The organism is Kluyvera fluvialis, assembly GCF_059725275.1.
On record NZ_AP046142.1, the window covers coordinates 590799 to 613577 of the forward strand.

At 52.8% G+C, this 22779-nt stretch carries 22 protein-coding genes; 7 read left to right on the top strand and 15 right to left on the bottom strand.

Annotation, left to right across the window (positions count from 1 at the left end):
- Positions 1 to 39: 39 nt before the first annotated feature.
- Positions 40 to 465, top strand: a complete 426-nt coding sequence (locus AC6I4B_RS02900) for a YhbP family protein (protein ID WP_497769468.1) — start codon at positions 40 to 42, stop codon at positions 463 to 465.
- Here AC6I4B_RS02900 and AC6I4B_RS02905 read toward each other — a convergent pair.
- The 3 genes from AC6I4B_RS02905 to AC6I4B_RS02915 all read right to left on the bottom strand — a co-directional run bounded on the left by AC6I4B_RS02905 (position 462) and on the right by AC6I4B_RS02915 (position 3969).
- The gene (locus AC6I4B_RS02905) at positions 462 to 1907 is read right to left on the bottom strand and encodes a Cu(+)/Ag(+) sensor histidine kinase (RefSeq protein WP_497769470.1); all 1446 of its coding nucleotides are present in this window, start codon (positions 1905 to 1907) and stop codon (positions 462 to 464) included. The genes AC6I4B_RS02900 and AC6I4B_RS02905 overlap by 4 nt on opposite strands.
- Positions 1897 to 2580 carry a copper/silver response regulator transcription factor gene (locus AC6I4B_RS02910; RefSeq protein WP_497769471.1) on the bottom strand — a complete coding sequence of 228 codons (684 nt, stop codon included), beginning with the start codon at positions 2578 to 2580 and terminating at the stop codon, positions 1897 to 1899. The genes AC6I4B_RS02905 and AC6I4B_RS02910 overlap by 11 nt, the downstream gene beginning before the upstream one ends.
- 102 nt (positions 2581 to 2682) lie before the next feature.
- Positions 2683 to 3969 carry an ABC transporter substrate-binding protein gene (locus AC6I4B_RS02915; RefSeq protein WP_497769473.1) on the bottom strand — a complete coding sequence of 429 codons (1287 nt, stop codon included), beginning with the start codon at positions 3967 to 3969 and terminating at the stop codon, positions 2683 to 2685.
- A gap of 519 nt (positions 3970 to 4488) precedes the next feature.
- On the opposite strand from AC6I4B_RS02915, the gene AC6I4B_RS02920 reads away from it, so the two are divergent.
- The 5 genes from AC6I4B_RS02920 (at position 4489) to AC6I4B_RS02940 (ending at position 11391) form a co-directional block, all read left to right on the top strand.
- Positions 4489 to 5874: a Cu(I)/Ag(I) efflux RND transporter outer membrane protein gene (locus AC6I4B_RS02920; RefSeq protein WP_497769474.1), complete on the top strand. Its 1386-nt coding sequence runs from the start codon at positions 4489 to 4491 to the stop codon at positions 5872 to 5874.
- Positions 5875 to 5897: 23 nt separating this feature from the next.
- On the top strand, positions 5898 to 6242 hold the full coding sequence (locus AC6I4B_RS02925) for a PilY2 family type 4a fimbrial biogenesis protein (protein ID WP_497769476.1): 345 nt from the start codon (positions 5898 to 5900) through the stop codon (positions 6240 to 6242).
- 5 nt (positions 6243 to 6247) lie between these two features.
- The gene (locus AC6I4B_RS02930) at positions 6248 to 7489 is read left to right on the top strand and encodes an efflux RND transporter periplasmic adaptor subunit (RefSeq protein WP_497769477.1); all 1242 of its coding nucleotides are present in this window, start codon (positions 6248 to 6250) and stop codon (positions 7487 to 7489) included.
- 10 nt (positions 7490 to 7499) lie between these two features.
- Positions 7500 to 10652 carry a CusA/CzcA family heavy metal efflux RND transporter gene (locus AC6I4B_RS02935; RefSeq protein WP_497769478.1) on the top strand — a complete coding sequence of 1051 codons (3153 nt, stop codon included), beginning with the start codon at positions 7500 to 7502 and terminating at the stop codon, positions 10650 to 10652.
- Between the two features lie 82 nt (positions 10653 to 10734).
- Positions 10735 to 11391 carry an NAD-dependent epimerase/dehydratase family protein gene (locus AC6I4B_RS02940; protein ID WP_497769480.1) on the top strand — a complete coding sequence of 219 codons (657 nt, stop codon included), beginning with the start codon at positions 10735 to 10737 and terminating at the stop codon, positions 11389 to 11391.
- 4 nt (positions 11392 to 11395) lie between these two features.
- On the opposite strand, the gene dolP is transcribed toward AC6I4B_RS02940, so the two are convergent.
- Genes dolP through AC6I4B_RS02960 form a run of 4 tightly spaced genes read right to left on the bottom strand, consistent with a single transcriptional unit; the run spans position 11396 to position 14998 of the window.
- A complete protein-coding gene (gene dolP / locus AC6I4B_RS02945) occupies positions 11396 to 11971 on the bottom strand; it encodes a division/outer membrane stress-associated lipid-binding lipoprotein (RefSeq protein WP_497769481.1) in 576 nt (191 codons plus the stop codon).
- A gap of 9 nt (positions 11972 to 11980) precedes the next feature.
- Positions 11981 to 12571 (bottom strand): DnaA initiator-associating protein DiaA, encoded by a 591-nt coding sequence (gene diaA / locus AC6I4B_RS02950; protein ID WP_064542037.1) that lies wholly within the window; start codon positions 12569 to 12571, stop codon positions 11981 to 11983.
- A 16-nt stretch (positions 12572 to 12587) separates the two neighbouring features.
- Positions 12588 to 12977 carry a YraN family protein gene (locus AC6I4B_RS02955; protein ID WP_497769483.1) on the bottom strand — a complete coding sequence of 130 codons (390 nt, stop codon included), beginning with the start codon at positions 12975 to 12977 and terminating at the stop codon, positions 12588 to 12590.
- The gene (locus AC6I4B_RS02960; RefSeq protein WP_497769484.1) at positions 12935 to 14998 is read right to left on the bottom strand and encodes a penicillin-binding protein activator; all 2064 of its coding nucleotides are present in this window, start codon (positions 14996 to 14998) and stop codon (positions 12935 to 12937) included. Before AC6I4B_RS02960 ends, AC6I4B_RS02955 begins: the two co-directional genes overlap by 43 nt.
- A 62-nt stretch (positions 14999 to 15060) precedes the next feature.
- Here AC6I4B_RS02960 and rsmI point away from each other — a divergent pair, with 62 nt between their 5' ends.
- Positions 15061 to 15924, top strand: coding sequence for a 16S rRNA (cytidine(1402)-2'-O)-methyltransferase (rsmI, locus tag AC6I4B_RS02965; protein ID WP_497769485.1), 864 nt, complete (start codon positions 15061 to 15063; stop codon positions 15922 to 15924).
- A 42-nt stretch (positions 15925 to 15966) separates the two neighbouring features.
- Here the strand turns inward: rsmI and AC6I4B_RS02970 are convergent, their stop codons facing one another.
- The 8 genes from AC6I4B_RS02970 to kbaY form a co-directional block, all read right to left on the bottom strand.
- Complete coding sequence (locus tag AC6I4B_RS02970) at positions 15967 to 16269, bottom strand: helix-turn-helix domain-containing protein (protein ID WP_497769487.1); 303 nt, start codon at positions 16267 to 16269, stop codon at positions 15967 to 15969.
- A complete protein-coding gene (locus tag AC6I4B_RS02975; protein WP_497769488.1) occupies positions 16256 to 16651 on the bottom strand; it encodes a type II toxin-antitoxin system RelE/ParE family toxin in 396 nt (131 codons plus the stop codon). Before AC6I4B_RS02975 ends, AC6I4B_RS02970 begins: the two co-directional genes overlap by 14 nt.
- Positions 16652 to 16873: 222 nt before the next feature.
- Positions 16874 to 17665 carry a PTS galactosamine transporter subunit IID gene (agaD, locus tag AC6I4B_RS02980; RefSeq protein WP_497769490.1) on the bottom strand — a complete coding sequence of 264 codons (792 nt, stop codon included), beginning with the start codon at positions 17663 to 17665 and terminating at the stop codon, positions 16874 to 16876.
- Positions 17655 to 18458, bottom strand: a complete 804-nt coding sequence (gene agaC / locus AC6I4B_RS02985; RefSeq protein ID WP_497769491.1) for a PTS galactosamine transporter subunit IIC — start codon at positions 18456 to 18458, stop codon at positions 17655 to 17657. The genes agaD and agaC overlap by 11 nt, the downstream gene beginning before the upstream one ends.
- Before the next feature lie 44 nt (positions 18459 to 18502).
- A complete protein-coding gene (gene agaB, locus AC6I4B_RS02990; protein ID WP_497769492.1) occupies positions 18503 to 18979 on the bottom strand; it encodes a PTS galactosamine transporter subunit IIB in 477 nt (158 codons plus the stop codon).
- A gap of 55 nt (positions 18980 to 19034) precedes the next feature.
- Positions 19035 to 20201: a MalY/PatB family protein gene (locus AC6I4B_RS02995; protein ID WP_497769494.1), complete on the bottom strand. Its 1167-nt coding sequence runs from the start codon at positions 20199 to 20201 to the stop codon at positions 19035 to 19037.
- Between the two features lie 12 nt (positions 20202 to 20213).
- Positions 20214 to 21785 carry a maltose/glucose-specific PTS transporter subunit IIBC gene (gene malX / locus AC6I4B_RS03000; RefSeq protein ID WP_497769495.1) on the bottom strand — a complete coding sequence of 524 codons (1572 nt, stop codon included), beginning with the start codon at positions 21783 to 21785 and terminating at the stop codon, positions 20214 to 20216.
- Positions 21786 to 21923: 138 nt separating this feature from the next.
- Positions 21924 to 22778 carry a tagatose-bisphosphate aldolase subunit KbaY gene (gene kbaY, locus AC6I4B_RS03005; protein ID WP_497769497.1) on the bottom strand — a complete coding sequence of 285 codons (855 nt, stop codon included), beginning with the start codon at positions 22776 to 22778 and terminating at the stop codon, positions 21924 to 21926.
- Between the last annotated feature and the right edge of the window lies 1 nt (position 22779).

Below are 22779 nucleotides of genomic sequence, written 5' to 3' on the forward strand. Positions count from 1 at the left end.
TGTATGGGTGCACGCACCATAGCATAACGGAGAGAACAGATGGAAACGCTCGCTGCCATTAGCCGCTGGCTATCAAAACAACACGTTGTCAGTTGGTGTGTGGCAAAAGAGGGAGAACTGTGGTGCGCCAATGCGTTCTACGTCTACGACCCGCAGCGAGTGGTCTTCTATTTACTCAGCGACGATAACACGCGGCACGGGCAAATGACCGGCCAACAGGCTCCGGTTGCCGGTACGGTTAACGGCCAGCCGAAAACGGTCGCGCTGATTCGCGGTGTGCAGTTCAAAGGGGAAATTCGCCGTCTGGAGGGCGAGGAGAGCGAGCAAAAGCGCGCGCTCTACACGCGCCGCTTTCCGGTAGCCAGAACGCTCAGTGCATCAGTCTGGGAACTGCGTCTTGATGAACTCAAATTCACCGATAACACGTTAGGTTTTGGCAAAAAGCTGCACTGGTTCCGCGATTAAAAAGCCAGCTTCGGTAGCTCAATGATAAAACGCGTGGCGACGCTATCTGATGTAACGTGAATTTTGCCGTGGTGCGCGCGAACGATCGACTTCACGATGGCCAGGCCAATGCCACTGTTTTCACCTTTACGCTGACGTGAAGGATCAACGCGATAAAAACGATCGAACAGCCGTGGCAGATGCTCTGGCGCGATCGGTGTACCGGGATTTTCCACGCAATAGACTACCTGCGCCCCCTGGGTTGTGACCTGCACAGTAACCGACATCCCGCGCGGCGTATAGCGAATGGCATTCGACAGCAGATTATTGATAACCCTGCGGATCATGAGCGGATCGCCCGCGACAAGCGCCGGCTCACCCACAAATGTCAGCCTGACTTCGCGCTCTTCCGCCCAGGCCTCAAAGAACTCAAACACTTTCATGGTTTCCGTCTGGAGATCCAGCGGTATGCTTTCGGGGATCAGCAGGTTTTCATCTGCCTGCGCCAAAAACAGCATATCGCTAACCATCTTCGCCATCCGGTTGTACTCCTCAAGGCTGGAATAGAGCACATCTTCCAGCTCTTTTACCGTGCGCGGCTTGCTGAGGGCGATTTCTGTCTGAGTGACCAGGTTGGTGATTGGCGTGCGCATCTCGTGGGCGATGTCGGCGGAGAAATTCGCCTGACGGCGGAACACATCCTCGATCTTGCCGATCATCTGATTAAACGACACCACCAGTTGCTCCAGTTCGATCGGCACGCGCGCTGGCTCCAGACGCACATCGAGATTTTCTGAGGTGATGTTTTTGATCTTCATGCTGACGTTTCGCAGCGGCTGGTGGCCTTTACGCACGGCGATCAACACAATCACGATGATCAACAGGCTGATAACGGCGGCGCTCATCATCAGATTACGTTTCAGTTCATCAAGATAGTGCAGATGAAAGTCTATCGACAGCGCAATAAGCAGCGTATAGGCTTGGTCGTTGGTACGAAGAGTTGAGGCGATAACCCGATAGCTGGTGGGCTGCATCTCGCCAGAAGAATGCCCTTCCATGTGGCGCATTCCGCTCCCTTCCCAGCGAAACATACGCTCGCTTTTCAGCTCCTGCGCAAAATGGGCGGTGGCGAGAATCGGCGACAAATCCGGCCCGTTGGGTGAGCGGTACAGTTCGGGGTTATCGCGGCTGCGCAACAGCACACTAATATTGCGATAGCCCGCTAATGCGCTGTGGATATTGGCTATTTTTTCTGTTTCTGGCGTATCCGGGGCGGTTAGCAAGGTATTGAGCGTGGCGCTCACTTGCTTGAGGTCATTGATGTCTTGCTCGGCGAAATGTTTTTCCACCGAATGCAGCATGATGCCGGTAAACGCCGCAAAAGCGAGGATGGTCGCGAGGCTGATAAAAAAGGTCAGGCGGGTCGCCAGCGAGAAGGGGCGGCGACGCAGGTTAACCTTCATCACGCACCTCAAGCACGTAGCCGACGCCGCGCACGGTTTGAATTAGCTTTGGCGTAAAATCATTATCAATTTTGGCGCGCAGGCGCTTGATAGCGACATCAATAGCATTGGTATCGCTGTCAAAATTCATATCCCAAACCTGCGAAGCGATGAGCGAGCGCGGCAGCACTTCCCCCTGATGACGGAGGAAAAACTCCAGCAGCGTAAACTCTTTGCTGGTCAGCGTGATACGCGTATCGCCTCGGCTCACTTTGCGTGATACCAGGTCGAGCTTGAGGTCGGCAACCTGGAATTGGCTCTCAACAATCACCGCCGCACCACGGCGGAGCAGGGTTCTGACGCGAGCCAGCAATTCGGCAAAGGCGAATGGTTTTACCAGATAATCATCTGCGCCCAGTTCCAGCCCTTTTACCCGATGCTCAATCGTACCCAGCGCGGTGAGCAACAGAATCGGCATTCCCTTATTGGCGGCGCGCAGCATCCGCACGATATCCCAACCGTTGACATCCGGCAGCATGATATCCAGCACTATCAGGTCGTAATCGGCGGTCATCGCCAGGTGATAGCCGTTCAGGCCGTTGTCGGTATGATCGACCACAAAACCCGCTTCTGTCAGCCCCTTACTCAGGTATTCACCCGTTTTGACCTCATCTTCTACCACCAGAATTTTCACGCGCCCTCCGTCGCCGCAGTGTGATGGGCTCATTCTAATGGAGCGTAAGGCGATAGCAAGACGGCGAGGAAGCCTGCGACAAGCGCAGGCTCATCAGGAAGGTTATTCAGCCCATGCGTTTTGGCGCTTCAACTCCTCATTCACTTTGTCGTTGATCTCTTTCAGCACGGACGGAATATCGCCGTCGCAGTTAGCGTAAATTTTATTAAAGCCATCGGCGGTGATTTGTCGCACCGGGATCCAGTTTGGGATCTGCGGCATATAACGGCCATTTTTCGCATAGGTGTTAGCAAACACTTCCCAGCGCGGATCGTCGTGATAATCCTGGATGTTCAGCGTTTTGTTAATCGGCAAGCGGACAATCGGCATTGAGGTGCTATTCACCGCCATACCTATTTTCTGCCCTTCCGGGGAAATGAGAAATTCGAGGAATTTTTTTGCAGCGTCTTTGCGTTGGCTGGTTTTCATCAGGAAAGCGGTTGTGCCTTCCGCCATCGAAATAGCGCCGCCAGGGCCTGCGGGTGGTGGTACAACGGTATAGGTCTGTTTGCCTGGGTCTTTATCAAACAGGGCAATATGATACGGGCCAGAAGAGTACATCCCAGTCTGTCCAGAACGGAAAGAGGTGTTGGCGTCTGCGGTGGTGTGGTTGATTGCGCCAGGCTGAGCCAGCCCTTCACAGACCATTCCTCGCATAAATTGCATTGCTGTGGCGGTCTCTTTGCTATCCAGTGCCGCCTTGAATTTACCCGGTTGCGTGGCGACTAAATAATTACCGCCCGCCTGCCAGAGATAAGATGATGAGAAAGAACTGGCGTAACCACGAGTCGTTGCCAGCGGCATGGTGAAGCCGTAGGTGTCTTTTTTGCCGTTGCCGTCTGGGTCATCATGAGTAAAAGCCTGCGCGACTTTTTTCAGCTCATCCCAGGTGGTTGGCGCTTTTAAATTCAACTTATTCAGCCAGTCCTGGCGGATAAACAGCGCGTAGGTATGGGCGGACGTTGGCACACCGTAGAATTTACCGTCCGGCAGTTGGGTTGATTTCCACGCCGCTTCATAGACATCGCTACCGCCTTTTAACTCGGCCGGTTTAATCTCGTCAACAATCCCCAACTGCACCATTTGACCCACGATAATCGCATCGTTAAATACCACGTCCGGCAGGGCATTACCGGTGGCGGCGCGCGCCAGGCGCTGGTCAAAATCGGTGACGGCGTTGAAGTATTTTATCGAGATTCCCGTCTCTTTTTTAAATTGGTCGGCTAGCTGTTGGTAAATGACTTTTGAGTCATTACTGGCGCGGATCCAGACATCAAGTTCTTCGCTGAATGCGTGTGGTGAGAGCGTTAATAACAGGGTCAAACTCAGCGCTTTGGTTTTGAATTGCATACATTGACTCCGGTTTTTTTTGTGTATATTGCCATCCCTGAACAGAGGTAAGGATTGGTGAAAAAAGAAATCGAGAGTGATGATAGAAGCGCTTATGGAGTGAAACAATGTTTTATTATTGCTGCTACGGCAATATAACTAATTTGTGTGGCTTACTTCACACGCAAAATAACCGTCTGTTGTAGCTGAATAAGATAACGGCTTGAATAAGTTAATATTTCAATTTCTGGCTATCGGTTTTATTTTTCCTGCGCGGAATAAAAGTGTGAACACATAGGCGTTTTAACGCAATAATGTGACGGCGCTTAATTATTGGCGAATAATACCCCTCTTTTTTTGTGCCAAAATAAAAACGGCTATTTCATATCGCTATTTTTCGCCACCATGATCACACTCATCGCCAGCGCCAGCCCGCGAAAATGACAACTTTGTCATTATCCTGTCACCGTGCCAACAGAGTCGCTCCCGTAAGCTAGCCCCATAGCCAGCCCCTTTTGATTCGGCTGAACAGGACGTGACATGTGTAAAGCAAAGCAACTTACGCTGGTGATGGCGTTTCTCCTCGCAGGATGCACCTCGCTGGCTCCCGACTATAAACAGCCAGAAAACGTGGTTCCCCAGCAGTTTTCGCTCTCTCAGGGGGCATTAGTCCCTACGGGCGGGAACTGGCAAGACACGGGCTGGCAACGCTTTTTTGCCGATCCACAGGCAAAGCGGCTGATTGATATCGCGCTGCGCAATAACCGTGACCTGCGCATGGCGATGCTGAATGTTGAAGCCGCGCGCGCCCAGTACAACGTGACCGATGCCGGGCGCTATCCGCAGTTGGATGCCAACAGCGGGGCGAACTACAGCGGTGACCTTAAAGGCACTAACGCCACCACAAAAAGCTATGACGTTGGCCTGAACCTGAGCCTTGAGCTCGACTTTTTCGGCAAACTGAAAAACATGAGCGAGGCCGACCGGCAAAACTTCTTCGCCAGCCAGGCCGCCCAACGCGCGGCGCAAATCGTGGTGGTGACTAACGTCTCGCAGGGCTACTTCAACCAGCGCCGTCTGGCGGCACAACTCGCTATCGCCAAAGAGACGCTGCGTAACTACCAGCAATCCTATGCTTTTGTTGAACAACAATTGATCACCGGCAGCACCAACGTGTTGGCGCTGGAACAGGCGCGCGGCGTGATTGAAAGCACCCGTGCTGATATCGCTCAACGGCAGGGGGAGCTGGCGCAGGCTAACCACGCGCTCCAGCAACTGCTGGGGACTTACAACACGCCGCTCAATGACGATGACGCCAGTGCGGCGGCGGTCAACCCACTGCCGCTCCCGGCGAACCTGCCTTCGGCTATTTTGCTTCAGCGCCCGGACATCATGGAGGCCGAGCACCAACTGCGCGCGGCGGATGCCAATATTGGCGTGGCGCGCGCGGCGTTTTTCCCTTCCATCACGTTGACCAGCGGCGTATCAAGCAGCAGTTCTGCGCTCTCCAGCTTATTTAATGCGGCGAGCGGAATGTGGAATTTTGTGCCGAAGGTTGACCTGCCCATTTTTAACGCCGGACGTAACGAAGCCAACCTGGCGCTGGCAAGCGTAAAACAGCGCCAGGCCGTGGTGAATTACGAACAGAAAATTCAGGCGGCGTTTAAATCCGTGGCGGATGCCCTTTCGCTGCGAGACAGCATTCAAGGGCAGTTAAACGCGCAACAACGATATTTAGCCTCGCTGCAAATTACCCTGCAACGCGCTCGCGCGTTATATGCCAGCGGTGCAGTGAGTTATATCGAAGTGCTGGACGCCGAGCGTTCTCTTTTTGCGACCCGGCAAGCCATTCTCGATTTGCAGTATTCCCAACAGGTTAACGAAATCAATTTATTCACCGCACTTGGCGGCGGTTGGAAAGCCTAACTTTTATTCAGGAGTTTATACAAATGCGTAAAGTCACCCCACTGATTGGCGGTATTTTCATGGCGCTGGCGCTGAATGTTCAGGCGGCAGAGATGCAGCATGACGGTCACGAGAAAATGATGGATATGCCAGCGTCACAGGCCGAGATTAATGGCACTGGTGTCGTGAAAATTATCGATATGGCGGCGAAGAAAATCACTATCGACCACGAAGCGATTCCTGCTGTGGGTTGGCCAGCAATGACCATGCGCTTTACCTTCAGCGAACCTACCGAGGCGATTAAACAACTGAAGCCGGGCAGCCACGTTAATTTCTCTTTCGTGCAGCAAGGCAATATTTCACTGCTTCAGGACATTAAGACGCAATAATCATCATGACAACCGCACAATTAAAATATACCGCAGCGATTGTCTGTAGCCTGATTATTGGCGGGCTATCGACTGCGGCGATAAGCCATTTCAACGCCCCTGCGACGAAAGCCGATGCCACGCCTGCCGAGCGCAAGGTGCTGTATTGGTACGACCCAATGAAGCCGGATGTGAAATTTGATAAACCGGGTAAGTCGCCGTTTATGGATATGGATCTGGTGGCGAAATACGCCGATGAAGGCGGTGACACATCGTCTGGCGGCGTGCGTATCGACCCGACGCAGGTACACAATCTGGGGCTGCGCACCGAGAAAGTCAGCACAGGGCGGCTGCAATACCGCCAAACGCTTCCGGCGAACGTCAGCTATAACGAATACCAGTTTGTTATTGTGCAGGCGCGCGCTGAAGGCTTTGTCGATAAAGTCTACCCGCTGACGGTGGGCGACAAAGTACGTAAAGGCGCGCCGCTGGTGGATGTCACCATTCCTTCCTGGGTTGAGGCGCAGAGCGAATACCTGCTGCTGGCGAACTCTGGCGGCACTGCCACCCAGTTAGAGGGCGTGTTAGAGCGCCTGCGGCTGGCGGGAATGCCGGAAGCGGATATCCAACGGATGCGCAGCACGCATCGTGTGCAGACGCGCTTTACCCTTAACGCCCCGATTGACGGCGTGATTACCGCCTTCAGCCTGAAAAATGGCATGAATATCGGCAAAGACAGCGTGGTGGCGCAAATTCAGGGCATAGATCCCGTATGGATTAGCGCCGCCGTTCCTGAATCGATAGCCTATCTGCTGAAAGACTCCACCCAGTTCACGGTGGCTATTCCGGCCTATCCGAACAAAACCTTCCCGATCGCCAAATGGTCAATTCTGCCGAGCGTAGATCCTACAACGCGTACCTTGCAGGTGCGTTTGCAGGTCAATAATTCGGATGAACTGCTGAAACCGGGGATGAACGCCTACCTGAAACTCAGCGCCCAAAGCGATGAAATGTTGTTGATCCCGTCGCAGGCGGTTATCGACACCGGAGACGAGCAGCGGGTGATTACCGTCGATAGTGATGGCGAGTTTGTGCCGAAGAAAATCCACGTTCTGCATGAGTCTCAGCATCAGGCGGGCATTAGCGGCGGCCTGATGGCAGGTGAAACGGTTGTGGTTAACGGCCTGTTCCTGATTGATTCCGAAGCCAATATTAGCGGCGCGCTGGACAAAATGCGGCAGGCCACCGACAGCCATACCGGGCATTAAGGATACAGTGATGATTGAATGGATTATCCGGCGTTCGGTCGCCAACCGTTTCCTGGTGATGATGGGGGTGCTGTTTCTCAGCATTTGGGGCGGCTGGACGATAGCCAACACGCCGGTGGATGCGCTGCCGGATCTCTCTGACGTGCAGGTGATCGTCAAGACCAGCTATCCAGGGCAAGCGCCGCAGATTGTGGAAAACCAGGTCACTTACCCGCTGACCACCACCATGCTTTCTGTGCCGGGCGCAAAGACCGTGCGCGGTTTCTCGCAGTTTGGCGACTCCTACGTGTACGTTATTTTTGAAGACGGTACAGACCTCTACTGGGCGCGTTCGCGGGTGCTGGAATACCTAAACCAGGTGCAAGGCAAACTGCCGCAGGGCGTCAGCTCGGAAATTGGCCCAGACGCCACCGGCGTGGGCTGGATTTTTGAATACGCGCTGGTGGATAAAAGCGGCAAGCATGACCTTGCCGAACTGCGTTCGTTACAAGACTGGTTCCTGAAATATGAGCTGAAAACCCTGCCTAACGTGGCGGAAGTGGCCTCGGTGGGCGGCGTGGTGAAACAGTATCAGATCCAGGTCGATCCGATGAAGCTGGCGCAATACGGCATCAGTCTTGGCGAGGTAAAACAGGCGCTCAGCACCTCGAATCAGGAAGCGGGCGGCTCCTCCGTTGAACTGGCTGAGGCCGAATATATGGTGCGGGCGACCGGCTATCTTAAAGGCCTCGAAGACTTTAACCACATTGTGCTCAAAACCACCGATAACGGCGTACCGGTGTATCTGAAAGATGTGGCGCGCGTGCAGATTGGCCCAGAAATGCGTCGCGGCATTGCCGAGCTGAACGGCGAAGGCGAAGTGGCGGGCGGCGTCGTGCTGTTGCGTTCCGGCAAAAATGCGCGCGAGGTTATCTCAGCGGTAAAAGATAAGCTCGCCGCACTGCAAAAAAGCCTGCCGCCAGGGGTGGAAGTGGTCACCACTTACGATCGCAGCCAACTGATTGATCGGGCTATCGACAACCTGAGCATGAAGCTGCTGGAGGAGTTTCTGGTGGTTGCGGTGGTTTGTGCGTTGTTCCTCTGGCATCTGCGCTCGGCGCTGGTGGCGATTGTTTCACTGCCGCTGGGGCTGTGCATCGCCTTTATCGTGATGCATTTCCAGGGACTGAACGCCAACATCATGTCGCTCGGCGGTATTGCTATCGCGGTGGGGGCGATGGTCGATGCGGCTATCGTGATGATTGAAAACGCCCACAAGCGGCTGGAGCACTGGAATGACGCGCACCCCGGCGAACAGATGGATAATGCCACTCGTTGGAAAGAGATAACCGACGCGGCGGTGGAAGTGGGGCCAGCGCTGTTTATCAGCCTGCTTATCATCACACTGTCGTTTATCCCTATTTTTACCCTCGAAGGGCAAGAAGGGCGGCTGTTTGGCCCGCTGGCGTTTACCAAAACCTACGCGATGGCGGGCGCGGCGGCGCTGGCGATTGTGGTCATTCCTATCCTGATGGGCTTTTGGATCAAAGGCAAAATCCCGGCGGAATCACATAACCCGTTAAATCGCTTCTTAATCAGGATCTATCACCCGCTGCTGCTGAAAGTGCTGCACTGGCCGAAACTGACGCTGCTGGTGGCGGTGCTGTCGATGTTTACCGTGCTGTGGCCGTTAAGCAAAGTGGGCGGCGAGTTTCTACCGAAGATCAACGAAGGCGACCTGTTGTACATGCCATCGACCCTGCCGGGGATTTCGCCGGGACAGGCGGCGCTACTGCTTCAGCAAACCGACAAGCTGATTAAAACCGTGCCGGAAGTGGCGTCGGTATTCGGTAAGGCGGGGAAAGCAGAAACGGCAACGGACTCCGCGCCGTTAGAGATGATTGAAACCACCATCCAGCTTAAACCGCAGGATCAGTGGCGGCCAGGGATGACGCTGGACAAAATCATTGATGAACTGGATGCCACCGTGCGCCTGCCTGGGCTGGCGAACCTGTGGGTTCCGCCGATTCGCAACCGTATCGACATGCTTTCGACCGGTATCAAAAGCCCGATCGGGATTAAAGTTTCCGGCACTTCTTTAGCCGATATCGACGATGCGGCGAAGCGTATTGAAACGGTCGCTAAAACAGTGCCGGGCGTTGTCTCCGCGTTGGCAGAGCGCCTCGAAGGCGGGCGCTACATTGACGTCGATATCGACCGGCAAAAAGCCGCGCGCTACGGCATGACCGTGGGGGACGTGCAGCTGTTTGTCTCGTCGGCGATTGGCGGCGCGATGGTCGGTGAAACTGTTGAAGGGGTGGCGCGCTATCCTATCAACATCCGCTACCCGCAAAGTTTTCGCGATAGCCCAACGGCGCTCCGCCAACTGCCGATTCTGACGCCAACCAGGCAGCAGATTACCCTCGGCGATGTGGCGCAGGTAAAGGTCGTTTCCGGCCCGACCATGCTCAAAACCGAAAACGCCCGTCCGGCGAGCTGGATTTATATCGACGCGCGTGACCGCGATATGGTGTCGGTGGTGCATGACTTGCAAGCAGCGATTAGCCGCGATGTGGTGCTAAAACCTGGCACCAGCGTGTCGTTCTCCGGGCAGTTTGAACTGCTGGAACATGCCAACAAAAAGCTGAAGTTAATGGTTCCGATGACGGTAATGATTATCTTCGTTCTGCTGTATCTGGCCTTCCGCCGCGTAGAAGAAGCGCTGCTGATTCTGATGAGCCTGCCGTTTGCGCTGGTGGGCGGCATCTGGTTCCTTTACTGGCAAGGGTTCCACATGTCGGTGGCGACCGGTACTGGGTTTATCGCGCTTGCTGGCGTGGCGGCAGAGTTTGGTGTGGTGATGCTGATGTATCTGCGCCACGCCGTAGAGGCCGACCCGCAACTGCAAAGCCCTGAAACATTCAGCGAGGCGCGGCTAGACGATGCGCTGTATCACGGGGCGGTGCTGCGCGTTCGCCCGAAAGCAATGACCGTCGCCGTGATCATTGCCGGTCTGTTACCCATACTGTGGGGAACGGGGGCCGGTTCGGAGGTGATGAGCCGTATTGCCGCACCGATGATTGGCGGGATGATTACCGCGCCGTTGTTATCGTTGTTTATCATTCCGGCTGCCTATAAATTGATAGGGTTGCAGCGCAACAAACGTCATCGCTCCGGCCATTAATTGCCGGAGAATAATGTCGGGTGGCGAAAAAAACACGCGCCATCCGGCAACATCGCCGATGCCTGCGAAAGGGAGATAAACCATGCGCCATGTGCTGATTACCGGTTCTACTGGTTTAGTTGGTAGGCACTTACTTAACCTACTGCGCCGAGAAACTCAGGTCGAAACCCTGATTGCGCCCACTCGCCACCCGCTGGCTGATACCGCCGGTATTGAAAACCCTCACCGTCCAGAACTCCGCGACGCGCTGGCGCAGGTGAATACGCCCGTTGATACGGTCTTTTGTTGTCTGGGCACGACGCTGCGGGACGCTGGCTCAAAGGCGGCATTCACTCATGTGGATTACGACCTGGTGCTGGAAACCGCGCAGGCCGGGCTACGGCTTGGCGCGAAGCAACTGCTGGTGGTCAGTGCGATGGGCGCTAACCCGCAGTCACCGTTTTTCTATAACCGTGTGAAAGGTGAAATGGAAGCGGCGTTAATCGCGCAAGGTTGGCCGCATTTAACGCTGGCACGGCCTTCAATGCTGATGGGCGAGCGCGGGAAACCTCGTCTGAACGAGCGCCTGTTAGCTCCGCTGTTTAGCCTGTTGCCGGGCAACTGGAAGTCGATTGCGGCACGAGATGTGGCGCGCGCTATGCTGATGATGGCGAAAAACCCCGGTTCAGAGCCGGTGACCATTTTGCCGTCGGGGAAACTAAGAGAAATGGCCCGGCGCCAGATGCACCGGGCTAAGTGAGTACTTACTTGATGTAGGTAAACGCCGTAGTTACACGCTTCACACCGCTAACGCGGCTGGCGATATCGGCGGCGGCTTTTCCTTCACTGTCGGTGACCAGCCCCATCAGGAATACTTCACCATTTTCGGTGGTGACTTTCACGTTCGAGGATTTCACCTGATCGCTTGTCAGCAGTTGGGAACGCACTTTGGTGGTAATCCAGGTATCGGAAGACGACGTACCCAGGCTAATCGGCTGCCCCTGACGCACTTCGTTGTACACCTCGGTCGTGCCATCAACGCCCATGGCGATTTGCTTCGCACGTGCGGCCAGGCTGAGATCCGGCGCTTGACCTACCAGCAGGACTTTGCCCTGATAAGCGGTTACGTTAATACGCGCTTCTTTCTTAATTTGTGCATCTTTCGACAATGCGCTGTTGACGCGCACTTCCAGCGTGCCGTCATCCACTTGAGTCCCCACGGTACGTGGGTCTGTCGCGGCTTTCGTACCGACTGCCGCCGTGCCGACAACAGCAGCGGCGATACATCCCTGAAGCAGCAGTGCGGAAATAAGAACTGCGAGGGTCGAAATTACCTTCATTTGTTCTCCTTAATCGTCCTGGTGTGGGAAAAGGGTGTTATCAATCAAATCGCATAAACAGTTAACCGTCAGCATGTGCATCTCCTGGATACGCGCGCTGCGGTGTGAAGGGATGCGAATTTCGACATCCTGTTGCCCAAGCAAACCCGCCAGCTCGCCGCCGTCATAGCCGGTCAGGGCGACGATGGTCATATCGCGGGTCACGGCCGCTTCGACCGCTTTCACGATATCGCGGCTGTTGCCACGGGTGGAAATCGCCAGCAGCACATCACCGGCATGGCCCAGCGCGCGCACCTGCTTGGCGTAGATTTCGTCATGCAGGCGATCGTTCGCTATTGCCGTTAAGACCACATTATCAGTATTTAGTGCAATTGCGGGTAAACCGGGGCGCTCCGTTTCATAACGGTTAATCATACAGGCCGCAAAATGCTGTGCGTTGGCCGCGGATGAACCGTTACCACAACAGAGAATTTTGTTGCCGTTGAGCAGCGACTGTACCAGGGTCATCGCGGCTCGGGAGATGGCGTCCGGGAGCGCTTCTGCCGCGGCGATTTGGGTTTGAATGCTTTCGGTGAAGCACACTTTGATTCTTTCGAGCACGATATCCCTTTACATTCTATGAGCTAAAAGCGTTCTGGAACCATTCGATTTCATTGCCGGTGAAGGCTATCACATCGAAACGGCAATCCACAGTGTCAAAACTGCCATTGTGACGGGCGAGCCACAAGCGGGCAGTCTGTAACAGTTTGTTTTGTTTGCTCCGGGTCACACTGGCAGCCGCGCCGCCGTAAGCCCCGGAAGAACGGTAACGGACTTCAACAAACACCGTTACCGCCCTGTCTTGCATAATAAGATCAATCTCGCCGCTACGCTCATGCACGTTAGCGGCGATAAAGCCGAGTCCCTGGCTTTCCAGCCAGCGACGCGCGCGCTGTTCCGCCACGTCACCAACCTGTTTTGTGGTTAGTTGGCGGGAACTATCTGCCCCTGCTGGTATTTGAGCCATGATAACTTCCTGTTAATCACGCAGTCTTGATTGGCGCTGAGATCGCCGGTGTTGCCGTTCAGGGCAAAGCCTGGCACGCCGCGCATTTGTGCAAAGTGGTTAGCCAGCGCCCAGGCATCCACGCCCATGGCATACAGACGTGCCAGCGAGTAGTCATTATTCACCGCGCGCAGCGCCTGCTGCATCAGTGCCGGGTTGCTGCCTGCCAGCATCGGGATTTCGCTGTACTGCAAGCCTTCCATTTCCAGACGGAAGTCTGGGCCTGCTGTGCCCTGCGCGCTGCGCGAGCTGGCGTACAGCAGAGAGCCACTCTGGCTACCGTTGCGCATTGCAATCATCGGTTTAATAAAGGCGATTTCTTCTGGGGTTGCCAGAATATAAGCGGCATCGACGCGACCGCTGCCGCTGATTTGTGCATCACTCGGCGCAGGTGGAATCGTCAGATTACCAATGGTCACGCCCTGCGGTTGTGACTGAGGCTCGATAACCGGTGTACCAGACAGTGTAATACCGGATCCGCCGTTCACGCCGCCACGCAGTTCAGAGAGTGAACCCAATTTCTTTTGCAGCACTGTGCCGCCGCCCAGTTTACGCCATTCGTCGGCGAAAGCTTGCGTTACGCGATCGCCAAGGCTGTTACGCGGAACCAGCAGCAACGGCGACTGTTTTCCCTGATCGTGGATATGGCGCGCGGCGTCGCGGGCTTCATCTTCCGGCGACAGCGCGAAATAGCAGATATTGGCATGGTTAGTGACCGTTTCCGGCTGGTTGAGCGCCAGTACGTTCAGCGACGTGTTGCTTTTCAGCAGCTCATCGACGTTATTTTTTAACAGCGGGCCGACCACCAGGTTAACGCCGTCCTTCTGCGTTTGAGCCAGAATCTGGTTCAGCGGCTGGGAGGAGGTATCGTAGATTTTCAGCTCTGCGGAAGGGTTCGCCGCCACGCTGGCAACAGGTCGCGCCGCCGGTGTCTGGGCTGGCGCGGGATCTTGGGTAGGCTCTACCGCGCTTGCGGCAGGCTGTGCCGATTCTTCGCGGTGTTCGGCATCCTGCGGCGTGGTGAGGTCGGTCACTTCCACCTGCGATGGGCTGACCACGGTATTTGTGGACGCGGCCTGCGCTACCTGCTCCGGCACGGCGCTACCGCTAACCGCTGTAGTGCCATTCTTCGCCGCTTCAAACCCTTGCTGGATGGTACGACCAAATACCGAAGCCTGGCCGCTTAACGGCAGCAGTAGGGCGATTTTATTGACCGACGCGGGCTTGATGTTTTGCCCGTTCGCCAACTGCGACGGCAGCATTTTCGCGCCAGGATTTTGCGGATAGCGAACCTGCCAGTCTTTGATCGCGGCTTTCAGCATGTCAGGGTCGTTACGGTTATCGAACCAGACGCGTTGCAGATCCAGCCAGCCCTGAAGCACGTTTTCATCGGCGTTAATCACCAGCGCGTTGGCCTGCTCCTGGGTCATCGACGACAGCGCCTGCCAGGTGGTGTCGATGTTTTGCTGTTTTTCCTGCGGCGTGGCGAGCAGTGGCTCCAGAGCAATCAGGGCGCGCAGCAACGTTAACGACGGTTGGCCGTGCTCGGCGATAATCGTGTCTTGCCAGAAACGCACCTGTTGCGGGCTGGCTAAATCATCGGCCTTCAACTGCTGTAGCAGCGCCTGTGCGCCCGCGTAATCATTTCGCGAGAGCTTGAGTTCAACCGCCAGCAGCGACTGCTCCTGACGCTGAAGGGCGTTCAGATCCTGCGGCAGTTGGTTGAACAATTCCAGCGCCTGCTGGCTCTTGCCTTCTCTTAGCAATGAACGAATGGCGAGTAATTGCCAGTTGGTCTTGCTATCATTCGAACTTTGCTGCATCTGATGCAGATAAAAGCCGGAATCAGCCTGCGTCATGCCCTGAAGTTGGGCGGCACTCTGATCGGGGGCCTGGGTTCCACAGCCTGCAAAAATCAGCGCTGCCAGGATAACGGGCAGACTACGCGCGGCTTTCAAACGAGAAAATGTTGAGGGTACCATACTGTATCCAGTGATATTTTTTACGCAATGCTCAATATTAAATCGGCAATACGGACGAAACAATGAAACAACACGAATCGGCGGATAATTCTCAAGGCCAACTCTTTATTGTACCTACTCCTATCGGAAATTTGGCTGATATTACCCAACGAGCGCTCGAAGTATTGCAAGCTGTTGATTTAATTGCGGCTGAAGACACGCGTCATACCGGTTTATTGCTGCAACACTTCGCGATTAACGCCCGTTTGTTTGCGCTGCATGACCATAATGAGCAACAAAAAGCCGAAACGCTGGTGGCGAAGCTCAAAGAGGGGCAAAACATCGCACTGGTTTCTGATGCCGGAACGCCGCTGATTAACGACCCAGGCTACCATCTGGTGCGCACCTGCCGTGAAGCCGGAATTCGCGTTGTGCCGCTGCCGGGGCCATGTGCTGCCATTGCGGCGCTGAGCGCTGCTGGCCTGCCGTCCGATCGTTTCTGCTATGAAGGTTTCCTGCCTGCGAAATCAAAAGGTCGTCGCGATGCGATGAAAGCCATTGAAGATGAGCCGCGCACGCTGATTTTCTATGAATCAACCCACCGTTTGCTCGATAGCCTGGAAGATATGGTCGCGGTGTGGGGCGAATCCCGCTATGTGGTGCTGGCGCGTGAGCTGACCAAAACCTGGGAAACCATTCACGGCGCGCCGGTTGGCGAGCTGCTGGCATGGGTTAAAGAAGATGAAAACCGCCGCAAAGGCGAGATGGTGCTGATTGTCGAAGGGCATAAAGCACAGGAAAACGACCTGCCCGCCGATGCCCTGCGCACGCTGGCGCTGCTACAGGCGGAACTCCCGCTGAAAAAAGCCGCCGCGCTGGCTGCTGAAATCCACGGCGTGAAGAAAAACGCGCTGTATAAGTACGCGCTGGAACAGCAGGCGGAATAAGTTTTCTCGCAGGCCCCTTTTGAAGACAGGGGCCGTTGAGAGCTATACCAGCAGTTTCTTGAGAGAACCAAACATATCGACACCGATCGCGTTGGCGTAGCTGAAGACAACGTCCAGAGTCGGGGAGCTATCACCTTTCTCAAATTTGCTGACTGCCTGTCGGCTTACACCAAGTTGTTTAGCGACGGCAGCCTGGCTCAAATTCATCGCTTTGCGTTTTTCCACTAGTTGTGACAAAACGGATTTTCGTTGAAGCACGATATCAAGAGCTTTGACGGTCGCGTTGTCCTGAAGTAGATCGGCTTTAACGTCTTCCCAGTGATATAACTCTTTATTTTTGCTCATATTGATTCTCTCGGGTATCTGATTCATGGGTGGAAAGGAACGTTTTATATCTGGCTAAACCCAGCTCAATATCGGCTTTCGGAGTCCTGTTCGTTTTTTTGGCAAAGATATGAGTAATAACCCATAACCCTTTATGGAAATGAAAGTAGAATCCTCTCAACCAGTGGCTTTGGCTATGCGTTTTAATCTCATACATTTCCCCTTGAATCTTTTTGGTATCTACCTGCGATGAGGAAGGGCCGAATTCTTCAAACTCATCAATAGCTGCAATAAACTCAGCGCGATCAATTGCATTCAGGTCAAAAAGCTCCTCTCTGGCTGCATGTAAGAGCATTACCGGGAAATTCTTATCACACTTCTTGTTAGTCTTATTTTTCGCCATCTTGTTGTCAACCTATTGGTTTACATTTTGACGGGATAATAGAGGGGAAGTCAGTTTATGGCAGGAAGGGAGCGCTCATAATGAGTGAGCACTTTTCTGAATTTTACAGATGTCCGGTGGCGGCATTTCAACGCAGAGTATCCATATGTGGCCGCTTTGCGTTTATCAATGACTGCGTCTTTCTACGCTGGGGGCACAGCGTTGGCTGCACCCCCGCTCCGTTTACAGAATGCCTAAAGCCGAGGCGATAATCGACAGCACAAACGTGACGCCAATCAGTAAAACCGGATGCGCTTTCTTCACGCGCAGCAGGTAATACATCAGCAGGGTGTAACCCATTGGCAAAATATTCGGGAACACTTTATCAAAGAAATCCTGCTGCAACGCCACGCGGTGAGTGCTATCGATAGCAAACGAGGTGATGACGTTGATATGAACGTAGGAGGCTATCAGACCGCCGATTACCGTGATCCCGAGGATCGTCGCTGAACGGGCAATCATCTGCGAATTTTCTCGCACTTTATCAATCGCTTTCACGCCGACAGAGTAGCCAATATGCGTCCAGCCCACACGCAGGAAGAAGATAATCAAATAGACGGCGAAGAACAGGATTGGCCCCAGCACATTGCCCTGGCTGGCGAACGATGAACAGATCCCCGCCATGATCGGCAGCAGTGTGAACCAGAAAATCGCATCACCAATACCGGCAATAGGCCCAAATAGCGCAACCTTTAAGCCTTTGATGGTGCTGCGATTTTCGCCTTTCTCCTCCATAGAGATCAGCAAGCCCATTAAGAAGCCGACCAGGTTCGGGTGAGTGTTGATAAACTCCAGATGATCCCTCATGGCCGCGCTCAGGCCCGCTTTATCATCCTTATAGATCTTCTTCAGAATCGGCAGCATAGCCCAGGTAAAACCGCCAGCCTGCATCCTTTCATAGTTAAAACTGGCCTGAAGGAGCGATGAGCGAAAACCCAGGCGTGTAATGTCTTTTTTCGTAATTTCAGATGCCATTGCTGTAATCCTCTTCATCGTTTTTATTAGCGGTTGGCTGCGGTTGAAGCTGCTGTCTGGCCTTGGCGTTGAAAAACTCATAAACGGCGAAGCCCGCGCCCAGCACGGCGACCGGAAGGAGGTTGTTAACCTGGATATAGCAAACAAAGAGGAAGCCAGCTATCAGATACGGGATGTACTGAGCTTTGAACATCACGCGCAGTAACAGGCCAAAGCCAACGGCAGGCAAAATGCCACCGGCGACTTCAAAACCGTGCGTGAGCCAGGCTGGCATGGCTTTCACCAGCGCCTGCATTGCCCCTTGTGCCAGGTAGGTACAGAGGAACGCGATAACGGCGTAGGCTGCGGCAACAATCAGCATGGTTAGCCAGTTTAAGCGGGAGAAGCCTCGGGTATCGGCCTCCTTAGCGCAAGTGTCGGCTTTCGCCATAAACAGCGAAAAGGCAGAGTAAAAGAACAAAATGACATACTGCATCAGCAGGCTGAACGGCAGGCCGAGGCCGATGGCTGTTTTCGCATCCACCCCTGTAGAGCAGGCGATAACGGTGGTCATCAACCCCGCCATTATCGGGTTAGGCGGCTGTACCCCACCGGCGGGGGTTAGGCCAGCAAAAGCCAGTTCCGTTAAACCACCGGTAATCAAACCAGTTTGAAGATCGCCTAAAATTGCCCCAGTCAGTGTACATACAATAATTGGGCGGAATAAAAAGAGCGCTTCCAGCCAAAAATCGATGCCTAAAAAGAAAACTAATGCCGCCAGGGATATCCCTTGTATTAGCGTTATTTCATGCATTTTATCACCTCAGATAAATAAGTCCTTTTATTCATGCGCTGCTTTTATTCCGGGATAGATTCTTTTGAATCACCGGGAACATCCTGAATAAAAATATTAACGCCGTGACGTTTAATAAATTGCAGGTCGCTAAGATCCTGATTATCGACATACACTTTGCTGCTGATTTGTTTTTTCCCTTCGGAGAAATGCATGTTGCCGACGTTGACATCTTTTAACTCAACGCCGCCTTCGATAAGTTTTCTGACCGTTTGCGGGGTGCGACATATCAGAAATATTTTTTGGTGTGGCGCAGCCTTACTGATGACATTGACCGTTTTCTCGATGGAGAAAAAGCGGATGCCAAAGCCGTAGGTTTCAGCCGTGATACCCATAAGTTTCTGTTGGATATCATCTTTTGCCACTTCATCATCGACGACAACCAACAGATTTGCCCCGATGGTGGATGTCCAGGTTACGCCAACCAGGCCATGCACCAGGCGGTTATCAATACGCGTTAATAAAATATTTGGAGTTGCCATAATAGATACCTATAAAAAAGCAGATAATTTCCATTATCTGCTTGGGTGATTAATATTATTTTTGCATCCGTTCTATTGCTTGTTCTAACCAGTATCGTTGTGTGCCGAAATTAATCCGAATAAAATGTTCTCCGTCCTGGACATAATGACTGCCGTCTTCAATAATGACTCCGGCGTTGTGGGCAAAATGATTCACCACTTCTGTTGCGGTATTTCCGCTGGCGCTGACATCAACCCATGCTAAATAAGATGACTCCGGCGTCATCATTTTCCAGTCCGGGAAATGAGTTTGCAGGGCATCGGCAAGATAACGAGCATTACCGCGTAAATAATCATTAAGCGCATCCAACCAGGGTAAACCCTGCTGGTAGGCCAGAATGATTCCCCATACGCCAAATATATTAGGGGAAGTGATAGAGTTCTTTTCCAGTTGCTGGCGAAAACGTTGGCGCAGGCTGTCATCCGGGATGATCGAGTAAGATGTTTTCAACCCGCCCAGATTAAAAGCCTTATTGGGTGACGTGAGCAGGATCAGGTTGTCCTGCGCAACAGCACCTGAAGCCAGGCAACTGGTGAACTCACCTTCTAACAGATGTTCGGCATGGACTTCATCAACGACCAGAATAACGCCATAACGTTTACACAAATCGGAAACCAGGCGGATTTCAGCCAGCGTCCAGATTCGGCCTGATGGATTATGCGGAGAACAGAAAAACCAGAGCTTGGGCCTGTGGCATCTTAGCTGTTCTTCAATGAGGGTAAAATCCAACTGGTAGCGATTATTTTCGACTTTCAGCGGGTTTGCCAACACCTGCACGCCCTGGCGTTGTGTCGCCATGGCGAAGGGATCGTAAACGGGCGTATTCATCATCACGCTGTCACCCGCCTTGCAAAACGCTTGCACCATATAGTGCAGCGTAGAGACAGTGCCATACGTGAGGGTTATCCAGTCGCGTTCGACATTGACGCGGTGACGAGCGCGCTGGAACGCTATGACGGCATCGTAAAATTCATCAAAGCAGTAGGTGTAGCCAAAGGTTCCGTGCTCAACAATACGCTGGAAACCTTCAATGACCGCAGGCGGCGAGGCGAAATCCATATCGGCAATCCACAGAGGAATAAAATCCTCAGGGACACCTCCGAAACGGGAGCAGACAAACTGGTGATCCCATTTACGGCACTTATCACTTTTGCGCTCTATGATCTTATCGAAATCGAACATGCTCAACTCCTGTTAAATTAATGCTTCAATGCCTGTTTTGACGCCTTGTACCTGCGGCCCAATAATGACCTGCACGCTATGAGCATCCAATACGACGACCGAAAGTGCTCCGGCATTCTTTAATTCTTGTTGGTTGACCTTAGACATATCTTTGACGACTAAACGTAGACGTGTAATACAGTTATCCAGCGAGTCGATATTTTCCTTTCCGCCCAGTGCATTTAAAATAACCGCATGGTCATATTTGGATTTACCCCGTGCTTTGGTATTTTCCGCAACAGCCTGAGCCGCGCCATCAGAAGAATCTTCTCGACCCGGTGTTTTAATATCATGCTTAATGATGTACCAACGGAAAACCAGGAAATAAACGGCGAACCAAACAATACCGACAGGGAATAAGAGATACCATTTCGTCGATGTGCCTTGCATAACGCCAAAGATTAATAGATCAAGTACCCCGCCGTCGGTGTTACCAATAGTGACGCCGAGAATTGCCATCACCATGAGTGCCAGACCTGACATGACAATATGGAAGGCATATAACGCAGGGGCAATAAAGAGGAATAAAAATTCGATAGGTTCAGAGATCCCCGTGATAACGGATACCAAGACCCCAGAAAGCAATAATCCTTTAATGACAGGTCGGTTTTCTGGTTTTGCCGTACGATAAATAGCGTAGGCCACAGCAGGAAGACCAAAAATAAAGGTTGGCATAAAGCCTTGTGATAAAAATGCGGTAACATGCGGACTAAATGGAAGGCCTGCTTTGAGTTCGGCATAGAAGATGTTGAGCGCGCCAGCAATCTCATGGCCTGCGACAATCTCAGTGCCGCCTGCGGGGGTAAAACGCACCATTGCTAACAGGATATGATGCAGCCCAAAAGGTTTAAGCAATAATACGCCCACGCCGTAGAGGAATGGCCCAAAAACGCTAGTACTCTGAATAATATGCCCGATACCGGCTATCCCCATCGCCACATAAGTCCAAAGTAGCGGGATAATCAGGCCGACAGCCGACAAGGCTAACGAGGTGATAATCGGTACAAATCGGATACCGCTAAAGAAAGCGAAAGCATCGTGTAAAACTGTGTCCTGAAAGCGCTCATGCAGGAAATAAGTAATAACACCGGCAATGATGCCCCCTAAAACCCCCATCTCCAGAGTTTGTATGCCTAATACAACAGATTGCCCCACCTGTTTCATTGTTGCTGCATCTGCGAGTTGGTGGGTGACGGTGAGATAATAATTGATGCTCATATTCATCAGCATATAGCCAATAAATCCAGAATAAGCACCGACGGCTTTGTTTCTTTTCGCCATACCTAATGGAATGGCAATAGCAAACATCACTGGTAAATAAGTAAAGGCAAAGCCCCCCACCATCGCAATAAAGCCAAAGGTTAATTGAGTTAACTCTCCACCTAAAAATGGAAAACTTTTAATGGTGGAAGGGCTGGTGATAGAACTGCCTACACCTAATAATAGCCCCATAAAAGCCAGCAGCGATACGGGAAACATAAATGTTTTCCCCAGGCTTTGAAAAAACTCCCATACTCGTGACTTAAACGACTTTTCCTGTGTCATGTGGAGTACTCCATTATTCCTATAGATATGATTATGAAGGCCATGAATAATTAATCATGACCTTCATAACGTGAGCGGTAATTTATTATTAATATCTGTATTGATCTAATCCACTAACGGACATTTAAAAAATGAGTGTTATAATTTTCCGTATGACCCACATACATTTATTTTACTGCGTACGACTTCTTTCATAGCATTCATACCGACACGCATGTAATAACGCGGATCGTTACCTTGCGGATTTTCTGCAAACCAGGCTTTTACCGCGTCGGCAAAAGCGATTTTTAATTCAGTCGCGACGTTAACTTTGCAAACGCCTAGCTCGATAGTTCGACGGACAAATTCATCAGGGACATCACTTGCGCCATGTAGTACCAGCGGAATATCAACCACTTCACGAATTTCTGCCAGGCGCTGGAAATCAATTTTTGGCGTTTTAGTATAAAGACCATGCGCTGTGCCGATAGCGACAGCCAGACTGTCTACACCGGTGAGTTCGACGAAACGTTTGGCTTCTTGCGGGTCGGTCAGGAACGCGCTCTCAGCATCCACGCTCATGTCATCTTCCACGCCGCCCAGCCGTCCTAGCTCCGCTTCCACACTGCAATCTTGCGCATGGCAAAAATCCACCACCGCTTTCACCAGCTTAACGTTCTCTTCAAACGGGAAGTGGCTACCGTCGATCATCGCACTGCGTACGCCAGCGTGGACTTTATGGCGAATGTCATCCAGCGATTCGTGGTGATCAAGATGCAGTGCCACCGGCATACCGTAGCTGGTGGAATACGCGCTGCACAGCGCGTAGATCTCTTCCAGCGCGATGTGTTTAAACGTGCCAGGCGTGCCCGCGAGGATCACTGGCGATTGCATTTCGCTGCACACATCAAGGATCGCCTGGATAGTTTCAGCGTTATGGATATTGAACGCCGGAACGGCATAGCCTTTGGCCTGGGCATCCCGCAGGAGATATTTAGTCGAAATAATGCTCATA